Origin of the sequence: Streptomyces sp. NPDC101152 (assembly GCF_044768275.1) — a bacterium.
Taxonomy (GTDB): domain Bacteria; phylum Actinomycetota; class Actinomycetes; order Streptomycetales; family Streptomycetaceae; genus Streptomyces.
Window position 1 is genome coordinate 23,321 of sequence record NZ_JBIWPO010000020.1, and the last position, 26,725, is coordinate 50,045.

Here is a 26,725-nt window from a genome sequence, read left to right on the forward strand (position 1 = left end):
AGTTCCCCGTAAGAAGGTTTGGGATTCGACCAATCCACCCTGCCGGCCGCTCCGAATCAGCGTTCGTCAGGCAAGTTGGGACTGAGGACGGACGGCATGACAAACGACTCCAGGAGCAGTGCGGGACGCAGGAGCGTCGCGACCCTGATAGCGGGCGCGCTGGCGGCCGGGGGGCTCGCCGCCGCCGGTGTGGCCACGCTGGAACCGGGGGCGGCATCCGCCTCCAGCCACCGGGAGGCCCCCCTGATCTCGGGGCAGCCGCAGTACGACAACACCGACCTGTACGCGTTCGTCAGCCCGGACAAGCCGGACACCACGACGCTCATCGCCAACTTCATCCCCTTCGAGGACCCGGCGGGCGGCCCGAACTTCTTCCAGTTCGCCGACGACGCCCAGTACGACATCCACATCGACAACAACGGCGACGCGCGGGACGACGTGCTGCTGCGGTACACCTTCCGGACGCACACGAAGAACAAGAACTCGTTCCTCTACAACACCGGCGTGGTCAACAACCTGAACGACGCCACCCTCAACATCACGCAGACGTACGACATCGAGCTGGTCAAGCTGAGGTACGGCAAGGCCGTGTACCGGACCAAGCTCGCCGACAACGTGCCGGTGGCGCCGTCGGACGTGGGCAAGGCGTCCATGCCGTACTACAACAAACTGCGCCAGCAGGCGATCTACAAGCTGCCCAACGGCGCGCAGACCTTCGCCGGCCAGGCGGACGACCCGTTCTTCGCGGACCTGCGGGTCTTCGACCTGCTCTACGGCGGGAACCTCTCGGAGGTCGGGCGGGACACCCTCGCGGGCTACAACGTCAACTCGATCGCCCTGCAGGTTCCGACCGACATGATCACCGAGTCGAAGAAGCAGCCGATCGTCGGCATCTGGTCGACCGTGCAGCGCAGGAACGCGCAGGGCTACTACGAGCAGGTCTCGCGGCTCGGCAACCCGCTGGTCAACGAGGTCGTCAACCCGCTGAAGGACAAGGACAAGTTCAACGCGTCCTCGCCGTTGTACGACGCGCAGTTCCTGAAGAACGTCACCAACCCGGAACTGCCCAAGCTCATCGAGGGGATCTACAAGATCAAGGCGCCCTCCGAGCCGCGCAACGACCTCGTCGACGTGTTCCTGAAGGGCGTCAAGGGGCTCAACCAGCCGCCGTACGTGCGCCCGGCGGAGGAGCTGCGCCTCAACACCTCGATCAAACCCACCGCCAAGCCGAAGCGTCTCGGTGTGCTCGACGGTGACAACGCGGGCTTCCCGAACGGCCGTCGCCTCACCGACGACGTCATCGACGAGGCGCTGCAGGTGATGGAGGGCGAGCTGGTCGGCTCCAAGAACGACCTGGGTGACGGCGTCGACAAGAACGACAAGGGCTTCGGCCGCTCCTTCCCGTACCTGGCCAACCCGGAGCCGGGTTCGCGCGGTGCCACCGCCAAGGGCGTGACCAGCGGCAACAACGTCAAGAACCAGCTGGGTGACGCGCTGCAGCCGGCGGGTGCGGGCGGCATGGACAACACCACCCTGATCGCCGCCTCCGCGGGCGGCGGCGCGGCCGGCATCGCCCTGATCGGCGCCGGGCTGATGTGGTGGCGCCGGATGCGGACCCGGGCGTACTAGGCCGACCGCCACGGAGGTCGGGTGAGCCCCGTGCGACGCGGGGCCCCGGCCCCTCCGACGGAGGATCGGGCGGATCTTCGGAGCGGCACCGCCCGGTCCTCGGCCTTCCACCGACCGGCGTGGCCCGCACACACGTCCCCCACGGTGCGGGCCACGCCGCCCCACACCATCCGTTCACCGCACGTCGACCGAGGAGAGGGCATGGCCCCGCGCACGAACGACACCGACCCGGACCGGGAGAACGGCCCCGCCCCGGTCATGCCCCCCGCAGCCGAGGTCACGCCGCCGCTGGAGGAACACCGGGACGAGACGGAGCCCTCGGCCACGGAGACCGACGCGGACTCCTCGCTCACGGGCGCCTCGGCCGGGGAGGCCGACGCCGACGACGAGCGGGTTGCCGCGGTCCGGCGGGTGGCCGCCGCCGGGCGACGGGGGCGGGTGTTCCAACTCGGGGGCACCGCCGTGCTGTTGGCCGTCGCGCTGACCGCCGGTTCGATCGCCTACGGGGCGATCCGGGACCGTACCGTCGGCACGGCGGTGGCCGCCGCCCCCGCGGCCCTCTCCCCGGCGCTGCTCTCCAGCGGCAACATCGACGCGAGCATCGCCGCACTGCAGGCCCAGCTGCGGGCTCAGCCGAGGGACTACGGAAGCTGGGCGTCCCTCGGGCTCGCCTATGTCGAGCAGGCCCGCACCAAGGGCGACCCCTCGCGCTATCCGCAGGCCGACAAGGCCCTGAAGCGCTCCCTCCAGGTGAGGCCCGGCAACGAGCAGGCCATCACCGGCCAGGCGGCCCTCGCCGCTGCCCGCCACGACTTCAAGGACGCCCTGGCGTACGCGGACCAGGTCCTCAAGGAGAACCCCTACAGCCAGAACGCCCTGTCCTCCCGTATCGACGCCCTCGTCGAACTCGGCCGCTACGCCGACGCGTCGCAGGCCGCCGACACCGCCGACTCCCGCCGCCCCGGCGTCCCGGTCTTCACCCGGTACGCGTACGTCCACGAACTGCGCGGCGACGTGACCACGGCACGACGGGTCCTGGACCAGGCCCTGGCCACCTCCACCTCCCCCGGCGACATCTCCTACGTCGCCGCCCAGCTCGGCCAACTCGCCTGGAACCAGGGCGACTACAAGACCGCGCTCACCGACTACGCCCGGGCCCTCACCGCCGACGAGAACTACCTCCCGGCACTGGAAGGCAGGGCCCGGGCGCAGTGGGCCGGCGGCGACAAGGCGGCCGCGATCAAGGGCATGGAACAACTCGTCGCCCGCTACCCGCTGCCCCAGCCCCTCGTCGAACTCGGCGAGATGTACCAGGACCGCGCCGCCGCGGGCGACGAGGCGAAGGCCCAGGACCAGTACACCCTCGTCGACGCCTGGATCGCCCTCGCCCGTGCGAACGGCGTCAACGCCGACCTCGACACCGCCCTCGCCGCCGCCGACCACGGGGACCGGGCCGCCGCCCTGCGCGCCGCCCGCGCCGAGTGGGCCCGCCGGCACACCGTGCACACCGCGGACGCCCTCGCCTGGGCCCTGCACGTCAACGGCCGGGACGCCGAAGCCCTGCCGTACGCCAGGCAGGCCACGGCGACCGGCTACCGCAACGCCTCGTTCCTCTACCACCGCGGCATGATCGAACGCGCCACCGGCCACCCGCAGGACGCCCGCACCTGGCTGCAGGCGGCGTTGAAGCTGAACCCGGGCTTCTCGCCGCTGGGCGCCGGCAAGGCCCGTAAGGCGCTCAAGGACCTGGAGGCGGCCAAGTGAGCTGTCGTCGTCTGTTCGCCTCCGGCGCCGCCGTCCTCACGGCGGCCTGCGCGCTCGCGCTGGCTCCTTCCACCAGCGCGAGCGCGCATCCCCTCGGCAACTTCACGGTCAACCGGTACGACGGTCTCGTCGCCGCCCCGGGCACGCTGCGCGTGGACCACGTCGAGGACCTCGCCGAGATCCCGGCGACCCAGGCCAAGCCGGACATCCGGCGGCTCGGCATGCCCGAGTGGGCGAAGGAGCGGTGCGCGAAGGCGGCGGAGGGCAGCAAGGTCACCGTCGACGGCCGTGCCGCCGCGCTCAGTGTCGACAGCAGCACGGCGCGTCTGCGGCCGGGCCAGGCCGGCCTGAACACCCTGCGGGTGGAGTGCCGGCTGACGACGGCGCTGCCGAAGGGCGAGACCGTCAGGCTCGGCTTCCACAGCGCGGGGGCGACCACGGGACCCGGCTGGCGCGAGATCACCGCGCGCGGCGACCGGATGACGCTCACCACGACGGACGTACCGAAGACCTCCCTCTCCCACGAACTCACCAGCTACCCCAAGGCGTTGCTCTCCTCCCCCGCCGACACCTCGTCCGCGAGCCTGCAGGTGCGCCCCGGCGGCCCCGCGCTGGTCGAGAAACAGACGGAGGCCCCCGGCGCCGCCATACTCCCCCGCGGCGCCGACCGCTGGACGCAGGACCTGAACAACCTGGTCGCCCGCAACCACCTCACCGTCGGCTTCGCCGCGCTCGCCCTGCTCATCGCGATCGTGCTGGGCGCGATGCACGCGCTCGCCCCGGGCCACGGCAAGACCCTCATGGCCGCCACGGCGGCGGCCCGCGGCGGCAAGGCCCGCCTCCGGGACGTCCTGCCCCTGGCCGCCTCGGTGACGGTCACCCACACCCTCGGCGTCGTGGCCCTCGGCCTGCTGGTCACGGCGGGCTCGGCGGCGACCCCGTCGGTCATCGCCTGGCTGGGCCTCGCGAGCGGCGTCCTGGTGCTCCTCGCCGGGGCGAGCCTGGTACGCCGGGCCTGGCGCGCCCGGGGCCACGAGCATCACCCCCACACCCACTCCCACCAACCGGTACGACCGGAACCCGAGTTGGCCCTGGTCGGCGCCCCCGGCACGGCACCGGCGACGGAGCACCACCACGACCACGGACACGAGCACGACCACGGACACGGGCACGGGCACGGACACGGGCACGAGCACGACCACGGACACCACCATCACCACGATCACGACCACCCCCACGCCCTCGAACACACCCACGGCGGCTCCACCCACACCCACGCCACCGCCCCGACCGTCCGCGGCACGATCCTCCTCGGGTTCGCCGGTGGCATGGTGCCCAGCCCCTCCGCGGTCGTCGTCCTGGTGGGTGCGGCCGCGCTCGGACAGGCCTGGTTCGGACTGCTGCTCGTCGTCGCCTACGGGATCGGGCTGGCACTGACTCTCACCGCGGCCGGGTTCGCCGTGGTGAAGCTGGGTACGGGAATGAACCGGGTGCTGGACAGGCGCCCCCGCTGGACCACGCACCCCATGGCGGCCCTGGTGCGCAGGACCGCTCCGCTGGCGTCCGCCCTGGTCGTCGTGGCCCTGGGGGCCGGACTGGTCCTCAAGGGGGCGGCATCCGCGCTCGGATGAGCTACTTTGTGGAGGAACCAGGTGAGATGCCGTGGGGGGCGTCGGTGTCCGAAGAACCCGGCAGTGAACGTGTGATCGCGGGCCGCTATCGTCTCCTGTCCCCCCTCGGCGAGGGTGGCATGGGGACGGTGTGGCGGGCCCGCGACGAGGTGCTGCACCGCGAGGTCGCCGTCAAGGAGGTACGCGCCCCCGCCGGGCTGCCGGCCGGGGACGTGGAGCGGCTGTACGCCCGGCTGGAGCGCGAGGCGTGGGCGGCCGCCCGGGTCGCCAACCGCAATGTCGTCACGGTGTACGACGTGGCCACGCAGGACGGCCGGCCGTGGATCGTGATGGAGCTGGTCCGGGGTATCTCGCTGGCCGAACTACTCGACGCCGAGGGGCCGTTGGAGCCGCGGCGGGCCGCGCACATCGGGGCCGAGGTGCTGTCCGCGCTGCGGGCGGCGCACGCGGCCGGGGTGCTGCACCGGGACGTGAAGCCGGCCAACGTGCTGCTGTCGAACGACGACCGGGTGGTGCTCACCGACTTCGGCATCGCGCAGGTCGAGGGCAGCTCGGCGCTGACCATGACCGGCGAGGTGATCGGCTCGCCCGAGTTCCTGGCGCCGGAGCGGGCGCTGGGCCGCACGCCGGGGCCGGAGTCGGACCTGTGGTCGCTCGGCGTGCTGCTGTACGCGGCGGTGGAGGGCAACTCCCCGTTCCGTCAGGCCACTCCGCTCAACACCCTGCGCGCGATCGTCGACGAGGAGCTGCCGGCGCCGCGCCGGGCCGGTCCGCTCGCCCCGGTGATCGAGGGGCTGCTGCGCAAGGACCCGGCCGAGCGGCTGCCGGCCGACCGGGCCGAGCAGGACCTGCGGCTCGTCGCGGCCGGGGGCACGCCCCGGGCCGACGGGGCGCAGGCGTCGCCGTACGCGCCGACCGTCGCCGCCTTCCCCCAGCCGCAGTCGCCGACCCCGCCGATGCCGTACCCGACGGCACGCACCCGGCCCTCGCCGTCGCCCGGCACCACGGCGGCCTCGGCGCCACCGGAACGCCCTCGCCGGGCCGGTCTGGTCCTGGGGATCGGCGTGCTGGTCCTCGCGCTGGCGCTGGGCGGGCTGACGTACGCGCTGCTGAACCGGCACAGCGGCGGGGGCGGTGGCGACCAGACCGACAACACCCGTTCCGCGGGCGTCACTTCGCCGACCGCGTCCCACACCCGGCCGGGCGGCGGTGTGCCGAGCAGTCCGACACCGAGCGCGAGCAGCAGCCGTACGTCGGCGCCGCAGTCCGTGACGGTCTCGGTGACCGGCGCCAACACCGACTACTCGGGGGCCTGTCCGCCCGCGCGGTCCGACGCGCCGGTCTTCACCGCCACCTTCACGGTGGGCCGGTTGCCGGCGGAGGTCACCTACCGGTGGGTGTCGCAGGACGGGAAGGTGATGGACCGGGGGTGGAAGACCCTGTCGTTCCCGGACGGCGGCGGGCGGACCAAGCAGGACAGGGCGTTCGTGACGACGTACGACAGCACCGGGACCTTCCGCAACGCGATCGGTGTCGAGGTGCGGTCGCCTGAGCGGACCACCTCGAACTCGGTGCCGTTCTCGGTGACATGCGTGACGGAGACCCCGTCGGGCGGGGCCTCCGCCAGTTCGTCCGCGTCACCGTCCTCCTAGGCGCGCGGCGTCAGCGGCTCAGACGGCGCCGGTCAGGACGGGCAGATAACCACCCGAATGGCCTGCCGCCGTCGGGTGGTACGACTCGCTGATGTCCAGCAGGTTGAGGCTGTGCAGCCAGGAGCTGCCGGAGCAGATCTCGTGGCCGGTGAAGGTGGTGCGGACGTCGCCGAAGTCGAAGCCGTGGTTGGCCGCGACCTTTTCGACGGCGGTGTCCAGGTAGTCCGCCGCGTCGTTGATCGCCTTCCGCTTGGTACCGGAGAGGCCGACGCAGGTGGTGCCGAGCCTGTAGAAGCGGGGGTAGCCGAGGACGACCACCCGGGCGTTCGGGGCCTTGGCGCTGATCGCTGAGTAGACCTTGTCGAGCTGGCCGGGCAGCGTCGAGTCGACGTACGCCTTCGCGGTGTTGATGCGGGAGACGCAGGCGCTGTCGGACTGCAGGACGCAGGTGGTCATGACGTCGGAGAAGCCGGCGTCGTTGCCTCCGACGGTGATGGAGACGAGACCGGTGGCGGCGCTGAGCGGGCCCAGCTGGTTCGCCAGAACATCACTCGTCCGGGCGCCCGAGCAGGCGGTGAAGTCGAAGGTGGAGGGTGAGTGGGCCGCTGCCCAGAGGTAGGGGTACGCCTTGGTGCTGCGGTCGCAGGAGCCGCTGGAGCCGATGTAGCTGCCGGCGCCGACTCCCGAGGAGTAGGAGTCGCCGAGGGCCACATAGCCCGTGGCAGCGGCCTGGGGGGACGCCTGCGCCGCCGTGGCCCCGGTGAGGGCCGTGCCGGCGGCGAGGAGGATCGAGCTCACGAAGACGGCAATTCGGGAACGTCTCATGGAACCTCCCTTTAGCAGGATCTCTGCCGTATCCGTCGTACCAACTACGCGTGTTGATCGGAAGTGTTCATGTCAAGACCGTTCCGCCGACTCCGCTACCCAGAGGCATGTTTGAAACGCCGTGGGAACAGGTGTGTGGCTCATCCCGTGTCTTGACGCCCTCCGTTCCGCTGCGCGACATTGAAGTCCGGCATCCGGCGCGCTGGGGGGCAAAGTCGCCAATGCAGACCATCCGCATCAAGAGACCGTCGGGCAACAGCGACACCGAGCGGGCACGTCCGGGTCCGGGGAGGGACCTGGCGCCGCTGCTCGCGGGCGCCGCCACGGCCGTGGGGGGATTCGGCGCGCTGCTCGCGCTGGTCGGCTCGCACTCCCCGCTGCGCGGTCCACTCACCCTGTTCTTCCTGCTCGCGGCGCCGGCGGCGGCCATCGCGGTCGCGCTGCGCGGGCTGGAACCCTTCGGCCGGACGCTCGCCGCGCTCGCGGGCGCGGTCGTCCTCAACATGCTCGTGGCTCAGGGCATGTTGGCCGTCCATCGCTGGTCCGTGCGCGGCGGGATCATTGCCGTGACCGTGATCAGTTGCGTACTTCTGCTTCTAAGTTGTGTAACGGTCAAACCAACAAAAAGGTGAGGCCTGCTTCCAGGCCTTGCCATAAGGGTTCAATCATCAATACCGTCGTACATCTCACCCGCATCGGTCCATCATCAAGCGGCTCCAGGGGAGGGCTCAGGACCGCGATGGCCGCCGAGCGGGGCGCGGTAGGGGGGTGCCGTGCTCGGTGACCGCACTTGTGACCGAGTCGTGCCGCGCGACCGGCTGCCTTCAGGACGGCAGACGGCCAGCTTTGCCAGCTCGCTTCGGCGTGCACGGAGATCCATTTCGTCATGCTCAGGCGTGAACCCCCCTTTCGAACCGGACACAAAACCGGGCCGCCCAGGGGCGGGCGGTCCACCGGACGAGAGGGACCAGACTCATGAGTTCCGTACTGCGGCCGGCTGCCACGGGCCAGGGCCCGTCAGCCGCCGCCACCTACCGGCCGATCTCCTCTCACCTGGCCATCGCACCGCCGGTGAGCGTGGTGATTCCCGCGATGAACGAGGCGGAGAATCTCCCCTACGTCTTCAAGACGTTGCCCGACTGGATACACGAAGTGGTCCTGGTGGACGGCAACTCGACGGACGACACCGTCGAAGTGGCCCGTGGACTGTGGCCGAACGTCAAGGTCGTCGAACAGCGGGGCAAGGGCAAGGGGGACGCCCTGATCACCGGGTTCGAGGCCTGCACCGGAGACATCATCGTGATGGTCGACGCGGACGGCTCGGCCGACGGGGGTGAGATCGTCAGTTACGTCTCCGCCCTGGTCTCCGGCGCCGACTTCGCCAAGGGCTCCCGGTTCGCCAACGGCGGCGGCACCGACGACATGACCTTCATCCGCAAGCTCGGCAACTGGGCGCTGTGCACCATCGTCAACCGCAAGTTCGGCGCCCGCTACACCGACCTGTGCTACGGCTACAACGCGTTCTGGCGGCACTGCCTGGACAAGATCTCCCTCGACTGCACCGGCTTCGAGATCGAGACGCTGATCAACATCCGGGTGGTCAAGGCCGGGCTGAAGGTGCAGGAGATCCCCAGCCACGAGTACCTGCGCATCCACGGCGCCAGCAACCTGCGGGCCGTGCGCGACGGGTTCCGGGTGTTGAAGGTCATCCTCAAGGAGCGCTCCAACCGGCGTGAGCTGCGCCGGCAGGAACACCACTCGCCCCTGCTCGACTCCGTGCGGGGAGAGGTGTCTTGAGCGATCTCGACGTCTCCGTCGTGATCTGCGTCTACACCGAGGACCGCTGGGAGGACATCCTCGCGGCGGTCGCCTCGGTACGCGCGCAGTCGCGGCCCGCGCTGGAGACCCTGCTGGTCGTCGACCACAACCCGAGCCTGCTGGAACGTCTCAGCAAGGAGTACAAGGAGGTCGACGACGTCCGCGTGCTCGCCAACGCCGGCCCGCGCGGCCTGTCCGCCGGCCGCAACACCGGCATCGCGGCCGCCCGCGGCGAGGTGATCGCCTTCCTCGACGACGACGCCGTGGCCGAACGCGACTGGCTGCGCCGCTTCGCCGAGGGGTACGCCGATCCCCGGGTGATGGCGGTCGGCGGCCGTACGATGCCGATCTGGTCGTCGGGACGCCGTCCGGCGTGGTTCCCCGAGGAGTTCGACTGGGTGGTCGGCTGCACGTACAAGGGACTGCCGCCGGGGCGCGTCCGGGTGCGCAACGTCCTCGGCGGGAACGCCTCGTTCCGCCGTACGGCGTTCGACGCGGCGGGCGGCTTCGCGACCGGCATCGGGCGGGACGGCGACAAGCGCCCGCTCGGCTGCGAGGAGACGGAACTGTGCATCCGGCTCACCCGGGCCAGGCCCGACGCGGTTCTGCTGATCGACGACCGGGCGGTGATCCACCACCGGGTGCCCGAGGCGCGCGAGCACTTCGGGTACTTCCGCACCCGCGCCTACGCCGAGGGCCTGTCCAAGGCGCTGGTGGCACGCAGCGTGGGTGCGGACAAGGGCCTGGAGTCCGAACGCCGTTACACCACACGGGTGTTGCCCGCCGGGGTGGCGCGTGGACTGCTGGACGCGGTGCTGGCCCGGCCGGGCGGTGCGGGGCGGGCCGGGGCGATCGTCGCGGGGGTGCTGACGGCGGCCGGCGGGTACGTGGTGGGGAGCGTGCGGGCCCGCCGGGGCGGGGCCACGTTCTCGGTGGTCGAGATCGAGGGGGGATCCGATGACTGAAACGCCGGTGCCGATCCTGATGTACCACGCGGTCGCGACCGCGCCGAACGACGCCACCCGCGAGCTGTCCGTCGCGCCGGAGGCGTTCACCGAGCAGATGGCGATGATCGGCGACCTCGGCCTGACACCCGTCAGCACGGCCGAACTGGCGGCGAGTTGGCGCTCGGGGGGCCCGCTGCCGCCGCGCCCGGTCCTGATCACCTTCGACGACGGCTACGAGGGCGTGCACCGGCACGCCCTGCCCGTGCTCGCCAAGCACGGCTTCGCCGCCACGCTCTTCGTCTCCACGGGCTGGATCAAGGGCGCACACGACACCGGGGGCGGCCTCGACACCATGCTCGACTGGGACCAGGTGCGCGAACTGGCCGCCACCGGCGTGGAGATCGGCGGCCACAGCCACACCCACCCACAGCTCGACCAGCTCGAGGACGACAGGCTGCGGTACGAGCTGATCCACAGCAAGGAGGTCGTCTCCGACGAACTGGGCACCGTCCCGGCCTCCTTCGCCTACCCCTACGGCTACTCCAGCCGACGCGTGCGCGAGGCCGTCCGGGAGACCGGGTACGCCCAGGCGCTGGCCGTCGGCAACGGCCTCGCGCGCCGCCGTCAGGGCCCGTACGCGCTGCGGCGGGTCACCGTGCGCCGCAGCACCGGGATCGAGGAGTTCGAGCGGCTGCTCCAGGGCCGTTCGATCACCCGCACCTTCGCCAGGGACCGTGCCCTCACCAAGGGGTACGCCATGGTCCGCAGAGCACGCCAGGTCCGCCGGAAGGCCATCCGTTCCCGTGTCTGACACGACGACCACGACCACCGAGGCACAGGCCGCGGCCGGGGCGCCCGAGCAGCCGGGGCGCCGTCTTCGGCTGCCCGGCCTCGGCCGGTCCCCGGGCGGCAGCCCGCTGTTCCGCAACGCCTACGCCCTGATGCTCAACACCGGTATCTCCGCGGTGCTGGGGCTGGGTTACTGGCTGATCGCCGCCCGCTACTACTCCGACTCCGCCGTGGGCCAGGGCTCGGCCGCGATCGCCGCCATGAAGCTCCTGGCGGGCCTGACCGCGGTGACCCTGACGGGCGCCCTGGCCCGCTTCATCCCGGTCGCGGGGCGCAGCACGGGACGGCTCATCTTCCGTACGTACGCGGCGAGTTGTGTCGTCGTGTCGCTCGCGGCGGGGATCTTCCTGCTGACCCTCAGCACGTGGGGGCCGTCGTACCACTTCCTGCACGGGCCGATCAAGGGGCTCGGCTTCATCATGGCCGTCGCCGCCTGGAACCTGCTCACGCTGCAGGACGGCGTGCTGACCGGGCTGCGCAGCGCGCCCTGGGTGCCGGTCGGCAACACCGTCTTCTCGGCGGTGAAACTGGCGCTGCTGGTCGGGCTCGCCGCCGCCATGCCGACGACCGGCGTCTTCCTCTCCTGGGTCCTCGCGATCGCCACCTCCGTGGTGCCGCTCGGCATCCTGGTGTTCCGCAGGCTGGTTCCCCGGCACGTCAAGGCCACCGAGGACCACGCGAAGCCGCCGACGGTCAAGGAGATCGGCCGGTTCCTCGCGGGCGACTACACGGGCTCGCTGTTCTCGCTGGCCGTCGTCTACCTGGTGCCGGTGATCATCGCCTCGCAGGTCAGCTCCGAGGACAACGCGTACTTCTACATCACCACCACGATCGGCGGCACGGTCAACCTGCTCGCCATCAACATGGGCGCCTCGCTGACCGTGGAGGGCTCGCACGACCCGGCCCGGCTCGCCTCCAACACCCGGGCCGCGCTCAGGCGGATGGCCCGGATCATGCTGCCGATCTGTGGGCTGCTGTTCCTCGGGGCGCCGTACATCCTCGGCGTCTTCGGCTCGGGCTACGCGGACGCGGCGACCCCGCTGCTGCGCTGGTTCGCGGTCGGCGCGCTGCTCAGGGTCGTCATGGAGACGTACTTCGCGGTGCTGCGCGCCCAGAGCCGCACCGCCGGACTCGCCTGGCTGCAGGGCCTGTTGTGCGTGCTGGTGCTCGGTCTGACGCTGGTGCTGCTCCCCCGGATGGGACTGACCGGCGCCGGTGTCGCCGAGATCTCCTCGCTCGCGGTGATCGTCACGATCACCGCGCCCAAGCTGTACCGCACCCTCAGGGCCGCGCCGGACGAGCTGCCCGAGCACGCGGCGCCCGACGGGGACCTCGCCGACCTGGGGGCGCGCGAGGTCGCCGCCGCGGAGAAGCCGCGCCGGCGCGGTCCGACCTGGGCGCTGGACACCGACACCCTCGCGCTCGGCATCCACGTCGACTTCGACCACCAGGAGCGTCGCCCCGACGTGCGCCCGGGACCGGGCACCCCGCCCACCGGCACGCCCGCCGTACGGCCGGACCACCGGCCGACCTGGGCGAAGCAGCCGCAGGTCGGACTGCCGGTGGAGGAGCGGGAGCCCGGCTCGGAGGCCTCGTTGGGGCCGGCCGAGCTGGAGGTCGACGCGCCCTTCGCGGCGGGGTTCGGCAAGAACCCCCTGCGGAAGCCGGAGGCATCGCTCGCCCAGGAGGGACCGCCCGCGGCGGAACCCGTGCGGGAGGAAGAGGTACGCGAGCCCGAGCCGCCTTCCCTGTCCTGGCGCGAACGGCTGCGGCCCACCCGGCTCGGGGTGGTCCTGGGTTGTCTGCTGACGGCCGCGCTGCTGCTGTACTGGGTGCCCGCGCTGCGGCTCGGCGAGGCCGACCTGAACCGGATGGGCGGGCTCGGCCTGATCTCCGTCCTGCCGCTGCCGACGCTCATCGGGGCCGCGCTGCTGGTCGCCGTGTTCGCCTCGCTGCTGTGGCTGGGCCGCGAGCACAAGGCGCTGCTGCTGGTCACCCTGCTCGCGACCGTGGTGTCCCTGCACGCGCTGCCCGCGGTGATCGAGACCGAGCCGCGCTTCCCGACGGCCTGGCAGCACCTGGGCTTCCTCGACTACATCGACCGGACCGGCTCGGCCGTGCCCGACCTGGACGCGCGCTGGAGCTGGCCGGGGTTCTTCGCGGTGGCCGCGTACGTCACCAAGGCCTGCGGGGTCACCGACCTCACCGACCTGATCCGCTGGTGGCCGCTGACCATCCAACTCCTCTACCTGGCACCGATGTTCCTCCTGGTCCGCTCCCTGCGGGCGAGCTGGCGCGCCAAGTGGACCGGCATCTGGATCTTCGTCCTGTGCGGCTGGGTCGGCCAGGACTACTTCTCCCCGCAGGGCTTCACCTACCTGCTCTATCTGGCGTTCGTGGCGATCCTGCTGGTCTGGTTCCGCGAACCCCACGTGATCTGGACCAGGCGGCGGCCCGGCGAGGCGGAGGTCGAACCGGCCGGCCGGCGCCAGAAGGCCGTCCTGCTGGCCGTGCTGGTCGGCCTGTTCATGGCGAGTGTGCCGGCCCACCAGCTCACCCCGTTCATGATGCTGGGCGTGCTCGCGGCGCTCGTCCTGGTCGGCCGCTGCGAACTGCGCGGCCTGCCCGTCCTGTTCGGCGTGGTGGTCGTGGTGTGGATCGGCTGGATGGCCGAGCCGTACTGGTCCGGCCACTTCAACGAGCTGTTCGGCGGTGTCGGAGGCGTCACCAGCAATGTCTCCACCTCCGTCTCCGGCCGTATCCAGGGCGGCAGTTCGACCCACAAGCTCGTCCTGTACGCGCGCGTGCTGCTGGCCGGCTCCACCATGCTGTTCGCCTGCTGGGGCTGGTGGCGGCGACGCGACCACAAGTACCGCGAGCGGTCGCTGCTGGTCCTCACCTTCGTCCCGTTCCTCGGCTTCGGCATGCAGTCGTACGGCGGCGAGATGGCGCTGCGCGTCTTCATGTTCGCCCTGCCCGGCGCGGCCCTGCTCGCCGGTCTCGCCCTGTTCCCGCGCACCGGCGTCACCGCCGAGGAGCGGGACAAGGACCGGGTGAGCCTGGCTCCGCTGGCCGCGCTGCTGGCGGGCCTGCTGCTCATGGGCGGCTTCCTGGTGGCCCGTTGGGGCAACGAGCCGTTCGAGCGGGTGCGGCCCGGCGAGGTCGCGGCCATGGACTACGTGTACGCCCACGACAAGCCGACGGTCCGGCTGCTGTGGCTGAGCAACGACACCGTCAACGACGTGACCCCGGCGATACCGTGGGGCGCGAAGGACATGGAGCGGGTCGACTACGTGCCGACGCTCGCGCCGGCCGACCCGGTCCTGGTCTCCAGTCTGGTCAAGGCACTCAAGGACGCGGGCCCGAACTCGTACCTGATGATCAACGCGGGTCAGGTGACCTACCTCCAGATGGACGTGGGCTACTCGGCCACCTGGGGACCCCGGCTGATCCAGAACCTGGACCAGCGGCCCGAGTTGACGAAGGTGTTCGTCAACGCGGACGCCACCATGTACGCCCTCAAGAAGCAGCCCGAGGGCAAGGTGGCCCAGCCGAAGCCGGGGCCGATCGGGCCGCGGATCACCTGGACGCCGTGGTCGGTCGTCGGCGCCCTGGCCGCTCTCGCACTGATCGTGATGCTGACGGCGCGCGAGGTGGTACGGGTCGCGATGCGGCCGAGCGTGCGGCAACTGCGGCTGCTGCAGAGCAGTTTCTGGTTCTCGCTGCCCCTGCTGGCGGTGCTGCTGGCCGCGTTGGTACAGCGGTTCCTGAGCCTGAAGTGAGATCCGCGTGCGGGGTGAAGCGGCCTACCGCTTCAGCCACTTCACCTCGTACGCCTGCATCTCGACCCGCTTGCCGTCGACCTGGGCGCTGATCGAGCGGTTCAGGGTGTTGACCACCAGGACCGTCTTGTCGCTGGCCAGCACCCGCACGTTGGGCACGTCGTCCGCCGCGACGGACACGGTCGCGTACCTGGTGCCGGGGCGGAACTCCTGGTTGAACCGGGAGACCAGGTCGAACATGGGCAGCTTCTGCCCGCCGCCCGAACCGTCCGTGGGCGTCCACAGACAGCCCGCGCAGGTGTCGCCCTTCTCGTCCTCCGGGTTCCAGTAGAAGCCGGAGGAGGCTCCGCCCTTGACCATCGCGATCATCCCGGCGGCCTGGACGGCGACCCGGCGGTTCTCGGACCAGCCCTTGCGGTCGTCGTTGCCGTCGGCGGGCTCGACGTAGTACTCGGCCCACCACAGCGGCAGGTCACCCGTCTGCTGCCGCACCCACCGCCCCACCGCGGTGAGTTTGTCGGTGGCCCCGAACTCGTCCGGCTTCATCTCGTCGTCGTTGGTGTAGCTGGAGCCGTCGACGACGACGAAGTCGGCGCCCGCCTTGTGCTTGTTCCAGTAGTCGAACGCGTCGAGGACCCGCTGGTCCATGGCGCCCCAGGGGCCCTTGAAGGTCGCCGAGGCCTCGCTCGCGCGGGGGTCGACGCTGTCCATCACCAGGTACGGGCCGCCGACCATGATGTCCTTGTCGACCTTCTTCAGGGCCTGGTAGACGAGGTTGTAGAGCTGGGTGTACCCCTCGTAGTCCCAGCGGCCCTTGGCGTTGTTCCAGAAGCCCTTGAACTCGTTCCAGACGACGAAGTGCCGTACGTCCGGGTAGCGCTTGGCGACGGTCGCGGCGAGCGCCGCGAAGTCGGCGAAGTGCTGCGGCTGCGGGGCGGTCTCCAGCGCGGACTGGCTCCAGTCGGTGTTGTCGACGCCGGCCTTGCCGCCCTTCATCCAGTCCGGTGCGCAGCACAACGTGACGACGGGGGTGCCGCCGGACCTGCGGATGAAGTCGATACGGCGGTCCATCGCGCCGAAGTCGTAACGCCCCTGCACCGGCTCGGGGTTGTCCGCGCCCCAGCCCATGACGGCCTGGTCCTGCGGCATGCCGCCGGCGTCCTGGATCAGCTTCTCCACCCGGCCGGTCGCGGTGGAGCTGCCCTCGTCGGCGCTGTACTGGGTGTGTGTGAAGCCCCAGCCGACCTCGGGCTTGTCCTGGTCGGGCGGGGTGATGGGGGTGCCGTGCACGGCGTCGCCGTTCTTCGAGGTGCCCCTGGTGCTCGCGCCGCCGTCCGGAAGCGTGTGGAGCAGGGTCACGATCAGGGCGAGTGCGGCCACGCCCACGCCGAGCAGCGCGGTGAGCCGCCACCGCCGAGCCCCCGAAGTCCACCCATGACGTCCCATCGAGGGCAACGGTACCGGTGTGAACGCCGGATAGGGCAGATGTTGTGAATGCACGGCTTCGCCACGTTTTCCGCTGGGGGAAATCCCGTGCGTGCGGGGCGCTCGTGCCGGATCATGGGCGCCATGTCTGCGAACCCGCACGAGGCGCTGCCGATCCGGCTCAACGTCGACGACAGCGACTCGCCGTCCGACGTCGTCGACGCGCTGTTCCTCGGCCGCTTCGCGACGGGCGAGCAGCCGTACGCGCACGCGGCGAACATCGACCGCGTACGGTCCGCCGCCACGCTGCTGCCGCCGGGCGCCCGCGTCCTCAGGGTGGCCCGCGACGACGACCGCAGCGCGACGCTGGCGGAGGGCGACGGCTGGACCCTGCTGGTCTCCCGCTGGAACCGCGGCGCCGACGTCACGGTGACGGCGACCACCGCCGAACTGGCGAAGAAGGTCCTCGAACAGGCCACGGACGGCGCGGCGGACGAGCCCGAACCGCAGCCGGAGAACGTGACGATGGGCTTCTGGTACGTCTCCCCGAGGCGCGGCCCGCACCGCACGACCCGGCAGATCTCCGCGGGTACCTGGGACGAGGTCCGGGAGAACTACACGGCACCGGTGGCGGAGGCGATGGACCGCCTGATGAAGACGACCCCGGAGGACATCGCGGGCAGGCTGCTGCTCCTGCACGGTCCGCCCGGCACGGGCAAGACCTCCGCCCTGCGCACCCTGGCCCGCTCGTGGCGCGACTGGTGCCAGGTGGACTGCGTCCTGGACCCGGAGAGGCTGTTCAGCGACGTCGGGTATCTGATGGACATCGCGATCGGCGAGGAGGACTCCACCGGCAAGGGCCGCTGGCGGCTGCTCCTGCTGGAGGACTGCGACGAACTGATCCGCGGCGAGGCCAAGCACACGGCGGGCCAGGCGCTGTCCCGGCTGCTGAACCTCACCGACGGACTGCTCGGCCAGGGCCGCAACGTCCTGGTGGGCGTCACGACCAACGAGGACCTGGAGCGCCTGCACCCGGCCGTGGTCCGCCCGGGCCGCTGCCTGGCCCGGATCGAGGTGGGCAGGCTGACCCACCGGGAGGCGGTCGGCTGGCTCGGCACCGAGGAGGGCGTCGGCCGCGAGGGGGCGACCCTGGCCGAGCTGTACGCGCTGCGCCGGGGCACCTCACCGACCTCGGTGCCCGATCCGCGGGACGGGGCGGACGCGGGACTGTACCTGTAGTGCTTCCATGGACGGTATGACCCTGTTCGTCGGTACGTCGGGGTGGCAGTACAAGGACTGGAGGGGCGTGCTCTACCCCGCCGGGTGCCCCACGCGGCTCTGGCTCGAGGAGTACACCGAGCACTTCGCGACGGTGGAGATCAACAACGCCTTCTACCGGCTCCCCTCGCGGGAGACCTTCGAGTCCTGGCGGCAGCGGGTGCCGCCGGACTTCGTGGTCGCGGTCAAGGCGAGCCGCTATCTGACCCACATCAAGCGCTTGCGGGACCCGGAGGAACCGGTGCACCGCCTGATGACCCACGCGGCCGGCCTCGGCGACCGCCTGGGCCCGGTCCTGCTCCAGCTCCCGCCCACCCTGAAGGCCGACCCGGGCCTGCTGGACGCCTGCCTCGCCTGCTTCCCGCGCGGCACCCGGGTGGCGGTCGAGCCACGTCACGAGTCCTGGTGGACACCGGAGGTCCGCAAGGTCCTGGAGACCCGGGGCGCGGCCCTGTGCTGGGCGGACGTCCTGTCCCGCCCGGTCACCCCGCTGTGGCGCACCGCCGGCTGGGGCTACGTCCGCTTCCACCAGGGCCGCGCCCAGCCGTGGCCGCACTACGGCCGGCGCGCCCTGGAGACCTGGGTGGCGCGGATCAAGGGCACCTGGCGTGCGGAGGAGGTGGTGTACGCCTACTTCAACAACGACCCGACGGCGGCTGCGGTGCACGACGCGACGACGTTCGCGAAGGCGGCCCGCACGGCAGGCCTGCAGGTGACCCGCGCGGTTCTGACGCCCGCGAGGTGACGCCCGTGGGGCGGAGCCGGTCCCCGCTCAGTCTTCGCCGTAACCCGCCCGCAACGCGTCCCGCACCGCGGCCAACGCGTCCGCCTCCGCCAGCCCCAACCGCCGGGCCCGCTGAACATACGCCTGCGCCGCCGACGCCAGCTCCCGCTCCGCCGCCGAGCCCGCGGCGGCGACGAACGTGCCGTTGCGTCCCCGCGTCTCGATCACCCCGTCGCTCTCCAGCGCCCGGTACGCCTTGGCCACCGTGTTCGCCGCCAGCCCCAGCGACTCGGCGAGCCCCCGCACGGTCGGCAGCCGGTACCCCACCGGCAGCACCCCCGTCCGCGCCTGCTCGGAAATCTGCGCCCGCACCTGCTCGTACGGCGCGGCACTGTCGTCGATGTGGATCTTCAAGGTCACGCAGCCGATTCTCCCGCACCCACCGGAAAATGAGAGGCGCCCGGACGGGTCCGCCCGTAGCGTGCGACCACATGACTGTGAACGTGCGCGACCTGCGCCCGGACGACCGGGACGACGTCGAGGCCTTCGCCCGGGTACGGCACCTCGCCCTCCCGCACATCCTGTGGACCCCGGAGGCCATCGTCCACCGCCTCGCCCACACCCACCCCGACGCCCACTTCGTCTCCCTCGTGGCGGAGGAGGACGGCGAGGTCATCGGCACCGCCCAGGTGTCCCTCGCCCACGAGAGCCCGGAACCGGGCCACGGCATGCTCAACATCTACGTGCACCCGGAGCGGACCCGCCGGGGCGCCGGCGAGCTCCTGGTCCGCGCGTCCGAGGCGCACCTGGCCGGGCACGGCGCGAGAAAGCTGTACGCCTGGGTGCTGGACGAGCCCGGCAACCGCGCGTTCGCCGAACGGCACGGCTACCGTGCCAGCCGCTCGGCGTTCTTCCTCCGCCTGGACCTCACCGCGGACACGCTCCCGCCGCTGCAAGCCCCGCCGCCCGGCGTGGAGTTGCGCGGCGCCGACGAGTTCGGGGACGACCCGCGGCCGGTGTTCGAACTGGACGCGGAGACCACGCGGGACGAACCGAGCGACGTGGACACCGAGTTCACCGACTACGCGAGCTGGGTCGAGGAGAACTGGCGGCACCCGCTGCTCAGCCGGGAGCTGACCACGGTCGCCTTCGTCGAGGGCCGCCCCGCCGCGTTCAGCGTGGCCTGGACGGATCCGGCCCGCCGGCGCTACGCCACCGCCATGACCGGCACCGCCCGCGCCCACCGCGGCCGCGGTCTGGCCAAGCTCGTCAAGAACGCCTCCCTGCACCGCGCCCGCGCCGCCGGCTTCACCGAGGCGCTCACCGGCAACGACGCGGGCAACGAGCCGATGCTCGCGATCAACAAGTGGTTGGGGTACGAGGTCTGCGGAACGGAGGTGCGGTATGTCCGCGAACTCGGCTGATCCCGGGTCCCGGCTCGACGTGGTCCTGGTCAAGGCGGGGCGTACGAAGCTTCGCTACCCGGCCGAACTGCTGGCCGACGACGGAACGCGCGTGGTCGTGAGGGCCCCGTTCGCGGGCGCGCAGGCCCGCGACTTCGGCTTCGTGCGCTTCGAGCCCGGTGACGTCTTCACGGAGCACTACTGGCGGGACCGGTGGTACGCGGTGAAGGAACTCCGCGACGCCCAGGGCGTGCTGAAGGGCTGGTACTGCGACGTCGCCCGCCCGGCCGTCCTGACCGGCTCCGAGTTGGTCGTCGAGGATCTCGACCTGGACCTGTGGCGCTCCGCCGACGGAAGCGACGTACGCCGTCTGGACGAGGACGAGTTCGCGGACAGCGGTCTGTCGGAGGCGGACCCGCCGGCCGCCGCGGCGGCGGTGGCCGCGCTGGACACCCTGGAGCGCCTGGCCCGTGGGGGCGGCTTCGACGCGCTGCTGCACTGAGCCGCCCCCGTTCAGGCCACCACGGCCACCACCGCGTACCGCTCGTCCTCGACCTCTTTCCCCCAGAGCACCGCGTCCTCTGACAGCCGCTCCACCCTTACCTGCTCGGCGAGCGGCGCGAGCAGGTCCGTGAGGGTGCCGGCCGGTATGCCGACGGGGGTGAGCGTCCCCCACACACCCTCGACCAGGACCAGCCGGCCTGACGGGCGCAGCAGCCCCCGCCAGTGCCGCAGGGCCCGGCCGGGATCGGGTAGGGCCCACAGCAGGTGGCGTACCAGGACGACGTCGAAGCGCTGCTCCCCCACCGGCGGGGCCGCCGCGTCGCCGAGCAGGAACACCGCGTCACGTCCGGCCAGCTTGGCTCTGGCCAGGTCGATCATGGCCGGCGAGGAGTCCACGCCGGTGACGCGGTGTCCCTGTTCGGCCGCGAGAAGCGCCAGGCTGCCCGTGCCGCAGCCGAGGTCGAGGACGTCCGAGGGCCGCCCCGGCAGCCAGGTGCGCAGCCGTTCGGCCCATGCGCGCCGGGTGAGGGGGTCGCGCAGTCCGTGGTCCGGCTCGTCGTCGAAGGAGGCGGCCCGCGCGTCCCAGTCCACGGCCGGGTCCGCATCCGCTCTGGTCAGAGCCTCACTGTCATCCGTCATGCGCCCAAGAGTGACACCCGCCACTGACAGTCGATTCGTGACAGCCACCACAGACAGACCCGCACCGATGAGTCACCCTCCCGAAAAGGGTCTACCTCCGTGAGAACGCGGAACCCGTAGGCACTGAAGGAGGCAGCCATGCGCCGGACCACTGTGCACAGGCCCCTGAAGAAGACGGACACCCGCAGGGTCCGCGAGGAGGCCGACGAGCGTCCCGCCGGACGCCCCGAGGTGCGCAAGGACATCGCCCGGACGTGGTGGCCCGACGGCTGAGGGCGTCAGTCGAGCCGTTTGCGGTAGTGGAGGCGGTCGTAGGGGCCGTCCGCCCGCCGCTCCAGGACCTCGTAACCGAACTTCGGATAGATCCGCTGGTTCTCCCACATCTTCGCGTTGGTGTAGAGCCTGATCTCGGGCAGACCGAGCGCACGCGCGCGTGTCTCCACGAACTCCAGCAGCCGTCGCCCCACGCCTCTTCCGTGCGCGTCGGGGTGGACGGCGACGCTGTCGAGGAACAGATGGTCGTCGTGCTCCTCGAGCACGACGAGACCGATGACGGGATCCCCCGTCACGAACACCTTCCCCGCGGCCACGTTCGCCGCGTGGTCCGCCTCCATGGGCACCGGCACCACTCCGATCCGCTCGATGTAGTGGTGGTATGCGGCGTCGGTCACGGCCTTCACCGCGGCGGTGTCGGCGGCGCCGGCCCGCCTGATCTCCTCGTCTGCCATGCCGGCAACGCTACCTACCTGATCCCAGCCTGAGCGCTTCCTTAACGCGGGCATAAGGATCTTCCTCACCGGCCTCCAGCAGGCGGTTTCACGGTTTCCTTGAGTTGCCCGGGGCCTGTCCGGCGGCTCAGGCCGGACGGGCCCCGGTCGGTCGGTCCGTCAGCTCAGCACGGACGCGCAGGTGGTCGTGGTGGCGTGCGCGGGGTCGAGCGCGTTGGCCACCTCGTGGAAGGCGAGCCGATCGCTGAGCCCCATCAGGACGTGCTCGGAGAGGTCGAGCGAGCACAGGTCCTGGATGAGGACGTTGTGCACGTCGGCCCCGCTCAGGTACTGACTCGTGTACGGCGTGACGACCTCGTCGTACTTGCTGGCGATGACCGTGTAGTGGACGCCGGGGACGGTGTCGCCGCCGGCGTTGAGCTTGGTGAGGAAGGCGGATCCGGCGACCTGGTCGGCGAGGCCGGGGGTGGCGGAGGAGAGCAGGTCCTGGGCGCCGGGGAAGTACGGGAGCAGGTCGGCGAGGCCGCTCAGGGTGGTGCCGTGGTTGTCGGGGGCGATGCCGACGAGGGCGTTCACCTTGGCGGCTCCGCCGAGGAACCTCAGGTAGTAGCGGGGCATCATGCCGCCCTGCGAGTGGCCGACGAGGTCGGCCTTGGCGGCTCCGGTGGCGGTGAGCACCTTGTCGACGAAGGCGGACAGTTGCCCGGCCGACTTGTCGATGGGGCCGAGTCCGTCGAAGACGGGGACGCCGGAGAGCTGGCCGTAGTCGAGGGAGAAGACGCAGTAGCCGCGGTTCTCCAGGTAGGGCGCGAGGCCCAGCCAGTTGTCGACGGAGTTGCCGAAGGTGCCGTGGACCAGGACGACGGGGCGGGGGTGGGCGGCGGAGGGCTTGCAGGAGTAGTCGTTCCAGCCGCTGTCCGGGGCGCTGGAAGCATGGGCGGCGGTGGCGGGGACGAGGGCGACCGCGGCGGTCAGCAGCACCGCCGCCAGGGGTCTGAGCACTCGGTTCCAGGGCAGCATCGTGTGATCTCCTTGCGGCTCAAGGGAGTTGCGATGGCCGTACGCCCTGTGATCCGGATCACGAAGGATGCTGTTCACTCGTCAAGTTACGAGCGAGTAGCTGAAGTGTGAAGTTACGCGTCAGTAAAAACTTCCAGTGGTAACTGGCCAGGCAGTGACGGCTGATGAGGTCAGTTCGCGAGAGCGGCCGGACGCACCGCCTCCGGTCCGAAGCGCCGACGGGCACGGTCCGCGGCCGCCTCGGCCGCACGGGCGCGGGCGTCGCCGGGGTCGAGGGAGAGCTGCCGGTAGGCCCTGGCGGCCGGCAACAGGTCGTCGGCGCGGAGCGCGAAGGCCCGTACTCGCACGCTGGAGAGGCCGAGGCCGGTCAGCAGGCCCAGTGCGGCCGCGGCGAGGGGGGCGAGTGGCCGGAGGGCTCCGGCAGGGTGCGGGTGCGCGTGATGGAACTGCGGTCGGCGTAGCGGACGGTGCGCGGCCGGTTCCGCCGGGACCACCGAACGAGGGTCGCCGCCGCACCCAACCCCTTCAGAAATCGCTGCTGTGTTCGAATACAGGTCACTGACCGGCGCCGATGGGGTTAGAGTAATCGAACGCGAGTACGATGAACATATAGGGCTTACGGCTTAAAAGGGGTGGAGTGATGGAGGTGCGGCATGACGGGCTTCGCTCATCTGCACGTCGCGTCCGGTTACTCCGCCCGCTACGGCGCCTCCCACCCCGAACAGCTCGCCCGAAGGGCAGCCGAGCGGGGTATGGGGGCACTCGCGCTCACCGACCGGGACACGGTCACCGGCGCCGTACGGTTCGCGCATGCCTGCGCGAAGGACGGGGTCCGGCCGGTCTTCGGCATCGACCTGGCGGTGGAGGCCCTCACCCCTCCGCCGCCCGCCCAGCGTCGCCGCACGCCGGCGCGCGGTGGCGCGCACGTCGTCGAGCCGCCGCTGCGGTTCGTGCTGCTCGCGCAGAACCGGGCGGGCTGGGCGCGGCTGTGCCGGATCACGTCGGCCGCCCATGTGGGGGCGGTGTCCGGTACGGCTCCGGTGGTGCCGTGGGAGGCGCTGCGCGCGTACGGCGGCCCGGGCCTGAGCGTGCTGCTCGGGCCGCTCTCCGAGCCGGTGCGGGCGCTGTCGGTGGGGCGGGAGGACGTGGCGGTGAAGCTGCTGGCGCCCTGGAAGGAGGTCTTCGGGGGTGAGGTCCGGCTGGAAACCGTTGCGCAGAAACGTTTCGGCACCGGTCCGGGATCCCTGCGCCTGGCCGCCCGCACCCTCGCCCTGGCCGACCGCACCCGTACCACCGCCGTGCTCTCCAACGCCGTCCGCTACGCCGACCCCGACCAGCACCGCCTCGCCGACGTCCTGGACGCCGCACGGCTGCTCAGACCGATCGACCGGCGCCACCTGGACAGCGGGCAGCGCTGGCTCAAAGACGAGCAAGGAATGGAGACCGTCGCACGAATGATCACCGAATGCGCCGGAGGAGACATCCGTCGGGCCCGCCGTCTGATGGCGGACACGACTGCCACGGCGGCTGAGTGCACCGTCGATCCCGTGGCGGACCTCGGGCTCGGTAGCCGGCACTTCCCGGAACCGTCCCTCTTCGGCGCCGACCCCCGACCGGGCGGCGCCGCACAGCTGCTACGCCGACGCTGCGAGGCCGGCATGACCCGACGCGGCCTCGACCGTGACCGAGCGGCCCTCGACCGGCTGGACGAAGAACTCAAGGTGATCTCCACGCTGGACTACGACTCGTACTTCCTCGCCGTCGGCCAGGCCGTCGCCGACATCCGGGCCAAGGGCATCCGGGTCGCCGCCCGCGGCTCCGGCGCCGGCTCGATGGTCTGCCACGCGCTGGACATCGCCACCGCCAACCCGCTCGACCACCGCCTGCTGTTCGAACGCTTCCTCAGCGAGCGCCGGGCCTCGCTGCCCGACATCGACATCGACGTGGAGTCCGCCCGCCGCCTGGAGTGCTACGACACGATCTTCGAACGGTTCGGCAAGGAACGGGTCGCGGTCACCGCGATGCCCGAGACCTACCGCGCCCGCCGCGCCCTGCGCGACACCGGCCTCGCCCTCGGCATCGCACCCGCGGACGTCGACCGGATCGCCAAGAGCTTCCCGCACCTGCGCGCCTCCGACATCACCGGCGCCCTCACCGAACTGCCCGAACTGCGCCAACTGGCCGCCGAGGCACACCGATACGGCCCCCTGTGGGAACTCGCCGAAGGCCTCGACTCCCTGATCCACGGCATGGCCATGCACCCCTGCGGCGTGGTCATCAGCGACGCGACCCTCCTGGACCGGCTGCCGGTGCAGCCCACCCCCCAGGGCGACTACCCGATGGCCATGGCCGCCAAGGAGGAGATCGAGGCGCTGGGCAACATCAAACTCGACGTCCTGGGCGTGCGGATGCAGTCCGCGATGGCCCACGCCGTCGCCGAGATCGAACGCACCACCGGCAGCCACATCGACCTCGACGATCCCCGGCAGGTGCCCCTCGACGACGTCTTCGCCTTCAGGCTCATCCAGGACAGCCGGACCCTGGGCCTGTTCCAGCTGGAGTCGCCCGGTCAGCAGGACCTGCTGTCCCGGCTGCAGCCCCGCAACCCGCAGGACGTCATCGCCGACATCAGCCTCTTCCGCCCCGGCCCGGTCGCCGGCGGCATGCCCGAGCGCTACATCGCCGCCCGCCACGGCGGCACGCCCGCCTACGCCCACCCGGACCTGGAACCGGTGCTCGCCGGCACCTACGGCGTGACCATCTGGCACGAGCAGATCATCGAGACCCTGTCGGTGATGACCGGCTGCGACTACGCGCTGGCGGAGATCGCCCGCCGGGCGCTCGGCGAGAAGGACCGACTGCCCGACATCAGGGACTGGTTCCACGGCCTGGCCCACGCGCGCGGCTACAGCGCGGCCGTCCGGGACGAGGTCTGGAAGACCGTCGAGGCCTTCGGCGCCTACGGCTTCTGCCGCGCCCACGCGGTCGCGTTCGCCGTACCGGCGCTGCAGAGCGCCTGGCTCAAGGCGCACTACCCGGCGTTCCTGCTGGCCGGCCTGCTCGAACACGACCCCGGCATGTGGCCCAAGCGGGTGCTGGTCGCCGACGCCCGCCGGGGCGGCGTGCAGATCCTGCCCGTCGACGTCAACCGCTCCCAGGTGAAGCACACCGTGGAGAAGGCCGACGGAGACCAGTGGGGGGTGCGGCTCGCGCTGTCCGCGGTGCACGGCATCAGCGAGGACGAGTGCGCCCGGATCGTGGAGGGGCAGCCGTACGGATCACTGTCGGACTTCTGGCAGCGGGCGCGCCCCAGCAGGCCGGTCGCCGAGCGCCTCGCCGGGATCGGCGCCTTGACCTGCCTCCACGACGGCCGGCTCACCCGGCGTGATCTGCTGCTCCAGATCGCCGAGCTGCACCGGCAGTCCCGCACCCGTTCCGCGCACGGGGGCCAACTGCCCATCGCCGCGGGCGCGGTCGGCGGGGCGGAGCCGAGCGGGCTGCCGGAGATGACCGGCCGCGAGGCCCTGAGCGCCGAGTTGAGCACCCTCGGCATCGACGTCTCCCGGCACCTGATGGAACACCACCACCGGCTGCTGCGCGAGATCGGCGCGACCGACGCGGCCCACCTGGCCGGGATGCGCGCCGGCCAGCAGGTCCTCGTCGCCGGCGTACGCGCCTCCACCCAGACCCCGCCCATCGCCAGCGGCCGGCGCGTCATCTTCGTCACCCTGGAGGACGGCTCCGGCCTGGTCGACCTGGCCTTCTTCGAGGACTCCCACCCGGCCTGCGCGCACACCGTCTTCCACAGCGGGCTGCTGCTGGTGCGCGGCACGGTCCAGGTGCGCGGCACCCGCCGTACCGTCGTCGGCACCATGGCCTGGGACCTGGACGAGATCGCCACCGCCCGCCGCGACAACGGCCCCGAGGCCGCCCTCGCCCTCCTCGGCGAACGCCACCCGCACCCGACCCCCGCCCAGCCGCGGCGCACTCTCGCCAACGGCACGACAGGGGCCCGGCTGCATCCCTACGCCGACCTCCAGCCCGCCGGCACCCGCTCCGCCGACCTGAAGAAGTTCGGCCACCGCAGCCCGGGGAGCGCCGGATGAA

The 26,725-nt window shown here is 71.5% G+C and carries 21 protein-coding genes and 1 pseudogene; 15 read left to right on the forward strand and 7 right to left on the reverse strand.

Features of this window, described 5'->3' with window-relative positions; all coding sequences use genetic code 11:
- The first annotated feature begins 96 nt into the window (after window positions 1-96).
- From ACIRVK_RS24655 to ACIRVK_RS24670, 4 genes are all read left to right on the forward strand, one after another.
- Entirely contained in the window at window positions 97-1,629 is a 1,533-nt protein-coding gene (locus ACIRVK_RS24655) for a DUF4331 domain-containing protein (RefSeq protein ID WP_404250490.1), read from the forward strand.
- A gap of 201 nt (window positions 1,630-1,830) precedes the next feature.
- Window positions 1,831-3,393: a tetratricopeptide repeat protein gene (locus tag ACIRVK_RS24660; protein WP_404250492.1), complete on the forward strand. Its 1,563-nt coding sequence runs from the start codon at window positions 1,831-1,833 to the stop codon at window positions 3,391-3,393.
- A complete protein-coding gene (locus ACIRVK_RS24665) occupies window positions 3,390-5,024 on the forward strand; it encodes a sulfite exporter TauE/SafE family protein (protein WP_404250494.1) in 1,635 nt (544 codons plus the stop codon). Before ACIRVK_RS24660 ends, ACIRVK_RS24665 begins: the two co-directional genes overlap by 4 nt.
- Before the next feature lie 44 nt (window positions 5,025-5,068).
- Window positions 5,069-6,676 carry a protein kinase gene (locus tag ACIRVK_RS24670; RefSeq protein ID WP_404250496.1) on the forward strand — a complete coding sequence of 536 codons (1,608 nt, stop codon included), beginning with the start codon at window positions 5,069-5,071 and terminating at the stop codon, window positions 6,674-6,676.
- 18 nt (window positions 6,677-6,694) lie between these two features.
- On the opposite strand, the gene ACIRVK_RS24675 is transcribed toward ACIRVK_RS24670, so the two are convergent.
- Window positions 6,695-7,501 carry an SGNH/GDSL hydrolase family protein gene (locus tag ACIRVK_RS24675; RefSeq protein WP_404250498.1) on the reverse strand — a complete coding sequence of 269 codons (807 nt, stop codon included), beginning with the start codon at window positions 7,499-7,501 and terminating at the stop codon, window positions 6,695-6,697.
- 107 nt (window positions 7,502-7,608) lie between these two features.
- Between ACIRVK_RS24675 and ACIRVK_RS24680 the strand changes: the two genes are divergently transcribed.
- The 5 genes from ACIRVK_RS24680 (at window position 7,609) to ACIRVK_RS24700 (ending at window position 14,897) form a co-directional block, all read left to right on the forward strand.
- Window positions 7,609-8,133, forward strand: coding sequence for a hypothetical protein (locus ACIRVK_RS24680; protein ID WP_404250500.1), 525 nt, complete (start codon window positions 7,609-7,611; stop codon window positions 8,131-8,133).
- Between the two features lie 343 nt (window positions 8,134-8,476).
- Window positions 8,477-9,298 (forward strand): glycosyltransferase family 2 protein, encoded by an 822-nt coding sequence (locus ACIRVK_RS24685; protein WP_404250502.1) that lies wholly within the window; start codon window positions 8,477-8,479, stop codon window positions 9,296-9,298.
- Window positions 9,295-10,284, forward strand: coding sequence for a glycosyltransferase family 2 protein (locus tag ACIRVK_RS24690; RefSeq protein ID WP_404250504.1), 990 nt, complete (start codon window positions 9,295-9,297; stop codon window positions 10,282-10,284). Before ACIRVK_RS24685 ends, ACIRVK_RS24690 begins: the two co-directional genes overlap by 4 nt.
- Entirely contained in the window at window positions 10,277-11,077 is an 801-nt protein-coding gene (locus ACIRVK_RS24695; protein ID WP_404250506.1) for a polysaccharide deacetylase family protein, read from the forward strand. Before ACIRVK_RS24690 ends, ACIRVK_RS24695 begins: the two co-directional genes overlap by 8 nt.
- Window positions 11,070-14,897 carry a lipopolysaccharide biosynthesis protein gene (locus tag ACIRVK_RS24700; RefSeq protein WP_404250508.1) on the forward strand — a complete coding sequence of 1,276 codons (3,828 nt, stop codon included), beginning with the start codon at window positions 11,070-11,072 and terminating at the stop codon, window positions 14,895-14,897. The genes ACIRVK_RS24695 and ACIRVK_RS24700 overlap by 8 nt, the downstream gene beginning before the upstream one ends.
- A gap of 24 nt (window positions 14,898-14,921) precedes the next feature.
- On the opposite strand, the gene ACIRVK_RS24705 is transcribed toward ACIRVK_RS24700, so the two are convergent.
- On the reverse strand, window positions 14,922-16,343 hold the full coding sequence (locus ACIRVK_RS24705) for a xylan 1,4-beta-xylosidase (RefSeq protein ID WP_404250510.1): 1,422 nt from the start codon (window positions 16,341-16,343) through the stop codon (window positions 14,922-14,924).
- Window positions 16,344-16,466: 123 nt separating this feature from the next.
- Between ACIRVK_RS24705 and ACIRVK_RS24710 the strand changes: the two genes are divergently transcribed.
- On the forward strand, window positions 16,467-17,561 hold the full coding sequence (locus tag ACIRVK_RS24710) for a DUF5925 domain-containing protein (RefSeq protein WP_404250512.1): 1,095 nt from the start codon (window positions 16,467-16,469) through the stop codon (window positions 17,559-17,561).
- Between the two features lie 16 nt (window positions 17,562-17,577).
- On the forward strand, window positions 17,578-18,345 hold the full coding sequence (locus ACIRVK_RS24715) for a DUF72 domain-containing protein (protein ID WP_404250664.1): 768 nt from the start codon (window positions 17,578-17,580) through the stop codon (window positions 18,343-18,345).
- 27 nt (window positions 18,346-18,372) lie between these two features.
- Here the strand turns inward: ACIRVK_RS24715 and ACIRVK_RS24720 are convergent, their stop codons facing one another.
- Window positions 18,373-18,744 (reverse strand): GntR family transcriptional regulator, encoded by a 372-nt coding sequence (locus tag ACIRVK_RS24720; RefSeq protein WP_404250514.1) that lies wholly within the window; start codon window positions 18,742-18,744, stop codon window positions 18,373-18,375.
- Between the two features lie 71 nt (window positions 18,745-18,815).
- On the opposite strand from ACIRVK_RS24720, the gene ACIRVK_RS24725 reads away from it, so the two are divergent.
- Complete coding sequence (locus ACIRVK_RS24725; protein ID WP_404250516.1) at window positions 18,816-19,748, forward strand: GNAT family N-acetyltransferase; 933 nt, start codon at window positions 18,816-18,818, stop codon at window positions 19,746-19,748.
- Window positions 19,729-20,229: a DUF402 domain-containing protein gene (locus tag ACIRVK_RS24730; RefSeq protein ID WP_404250518.1), complete on the forward strand. Its 501-nt coding sequence runs from the start codon at window positions 19,729-19,731 to the stop codon at window positions 20,227-20,229. The genes ACIRVK_RS24725 and ACIRVK_RS24730 overlap by 20 nt, the downstream gene beginning before the upstream one ends.
- A gap of 11 nt (window positions 20,230-20,240) precedes the next feature.
- On the opposite strand, the gene ACIRVK_RS24735 is transcribed toward ACIRVK_RS24730, so the two are convergent.
- Window positions 20,241-20,870 (reverse strand): class I SAM-dependent methyltransferase, encoded by a 630-nt coding sequence (locus ACIRVK_RS24735; RefSeq protein WP_404250520.1) that lies wholly within the window; start codon window positions 20,868-20,870, stop codon window positions 20,241-20,243.
- A gap of 138 nt (window positions 20,871-21,008) precedes the next feature.
- Here ACIRVK_RS24735 and ACIRVK_RS24740 point away from each other — a divergent pair, with 138 nt between their 5' ends.
- A complete protein-coding gene (locus ACIRVK_RS24740) occupies window positions 21,009-21,143 on the forward strand; it encodes a hypothetical protein (protein WP_404250522.1) in 135 nt (44 codons plus the stop codon).
- A 5-nt stretch (window positions 21,144-21,148) separates the two neighbouring features.
- Here ACIRVK_RS24740 and ACIRVK_RS24745 read toward each other — a convergent pair whose 3' ends face one another.
- From ACIRVK_RS24745 to ACIRVK_RS24755, 3 genes and pseudogenes are all read right to left on the reverse strand, one after another.
- Window positions 21,149-21,598, reverse strand: a complete 450-nt coding sequence (locus ACIRVK_RS24745) for a GNAT family N-acetyltransferase (protein WP_404250523.1) — start codon at window positions 21,596-21,598, stop codon at window positions 21,149-21,151.
- 159 nt (window positions 21,599-21,757) lie between these two features.
- Entirely contained in the window at window positions 21,758-22,618 is an 861-nt protein-coding gene (locus ACIRVK_RS24750) for an esterase/lipase family protein (protein ID WP_404250525.1), read from the reverse strand.
- 170 nt (window positions 22,619-22,788) lie between these two features.
- Window positions 22,789-23,087: pseudogene (locus tag ACIRVK_RS24755) on the reverse strand (ImpB/MucB/SamB family protein); the annotation flags it as partial.
- Window positions 23,088-23,271: 184 nt separating this feature from the next.
- Here ACIRVK_RS24755 and ACIRVK_RS24760 point away from each other — a divergent pair.
- Window positions 23,272-26,724, forward strand: coding sequence for a DNA polymerase III subunit alpha (locus tag ACIRVK_RS24760; RefSeq protein ID WP_404250527.1), 3,453 nt, complete (start codon window positions 23,272-23,274; stop codon window positions 26,722-26,724).
- Window position 26,725: the final 1 nt, after the last annotated feature.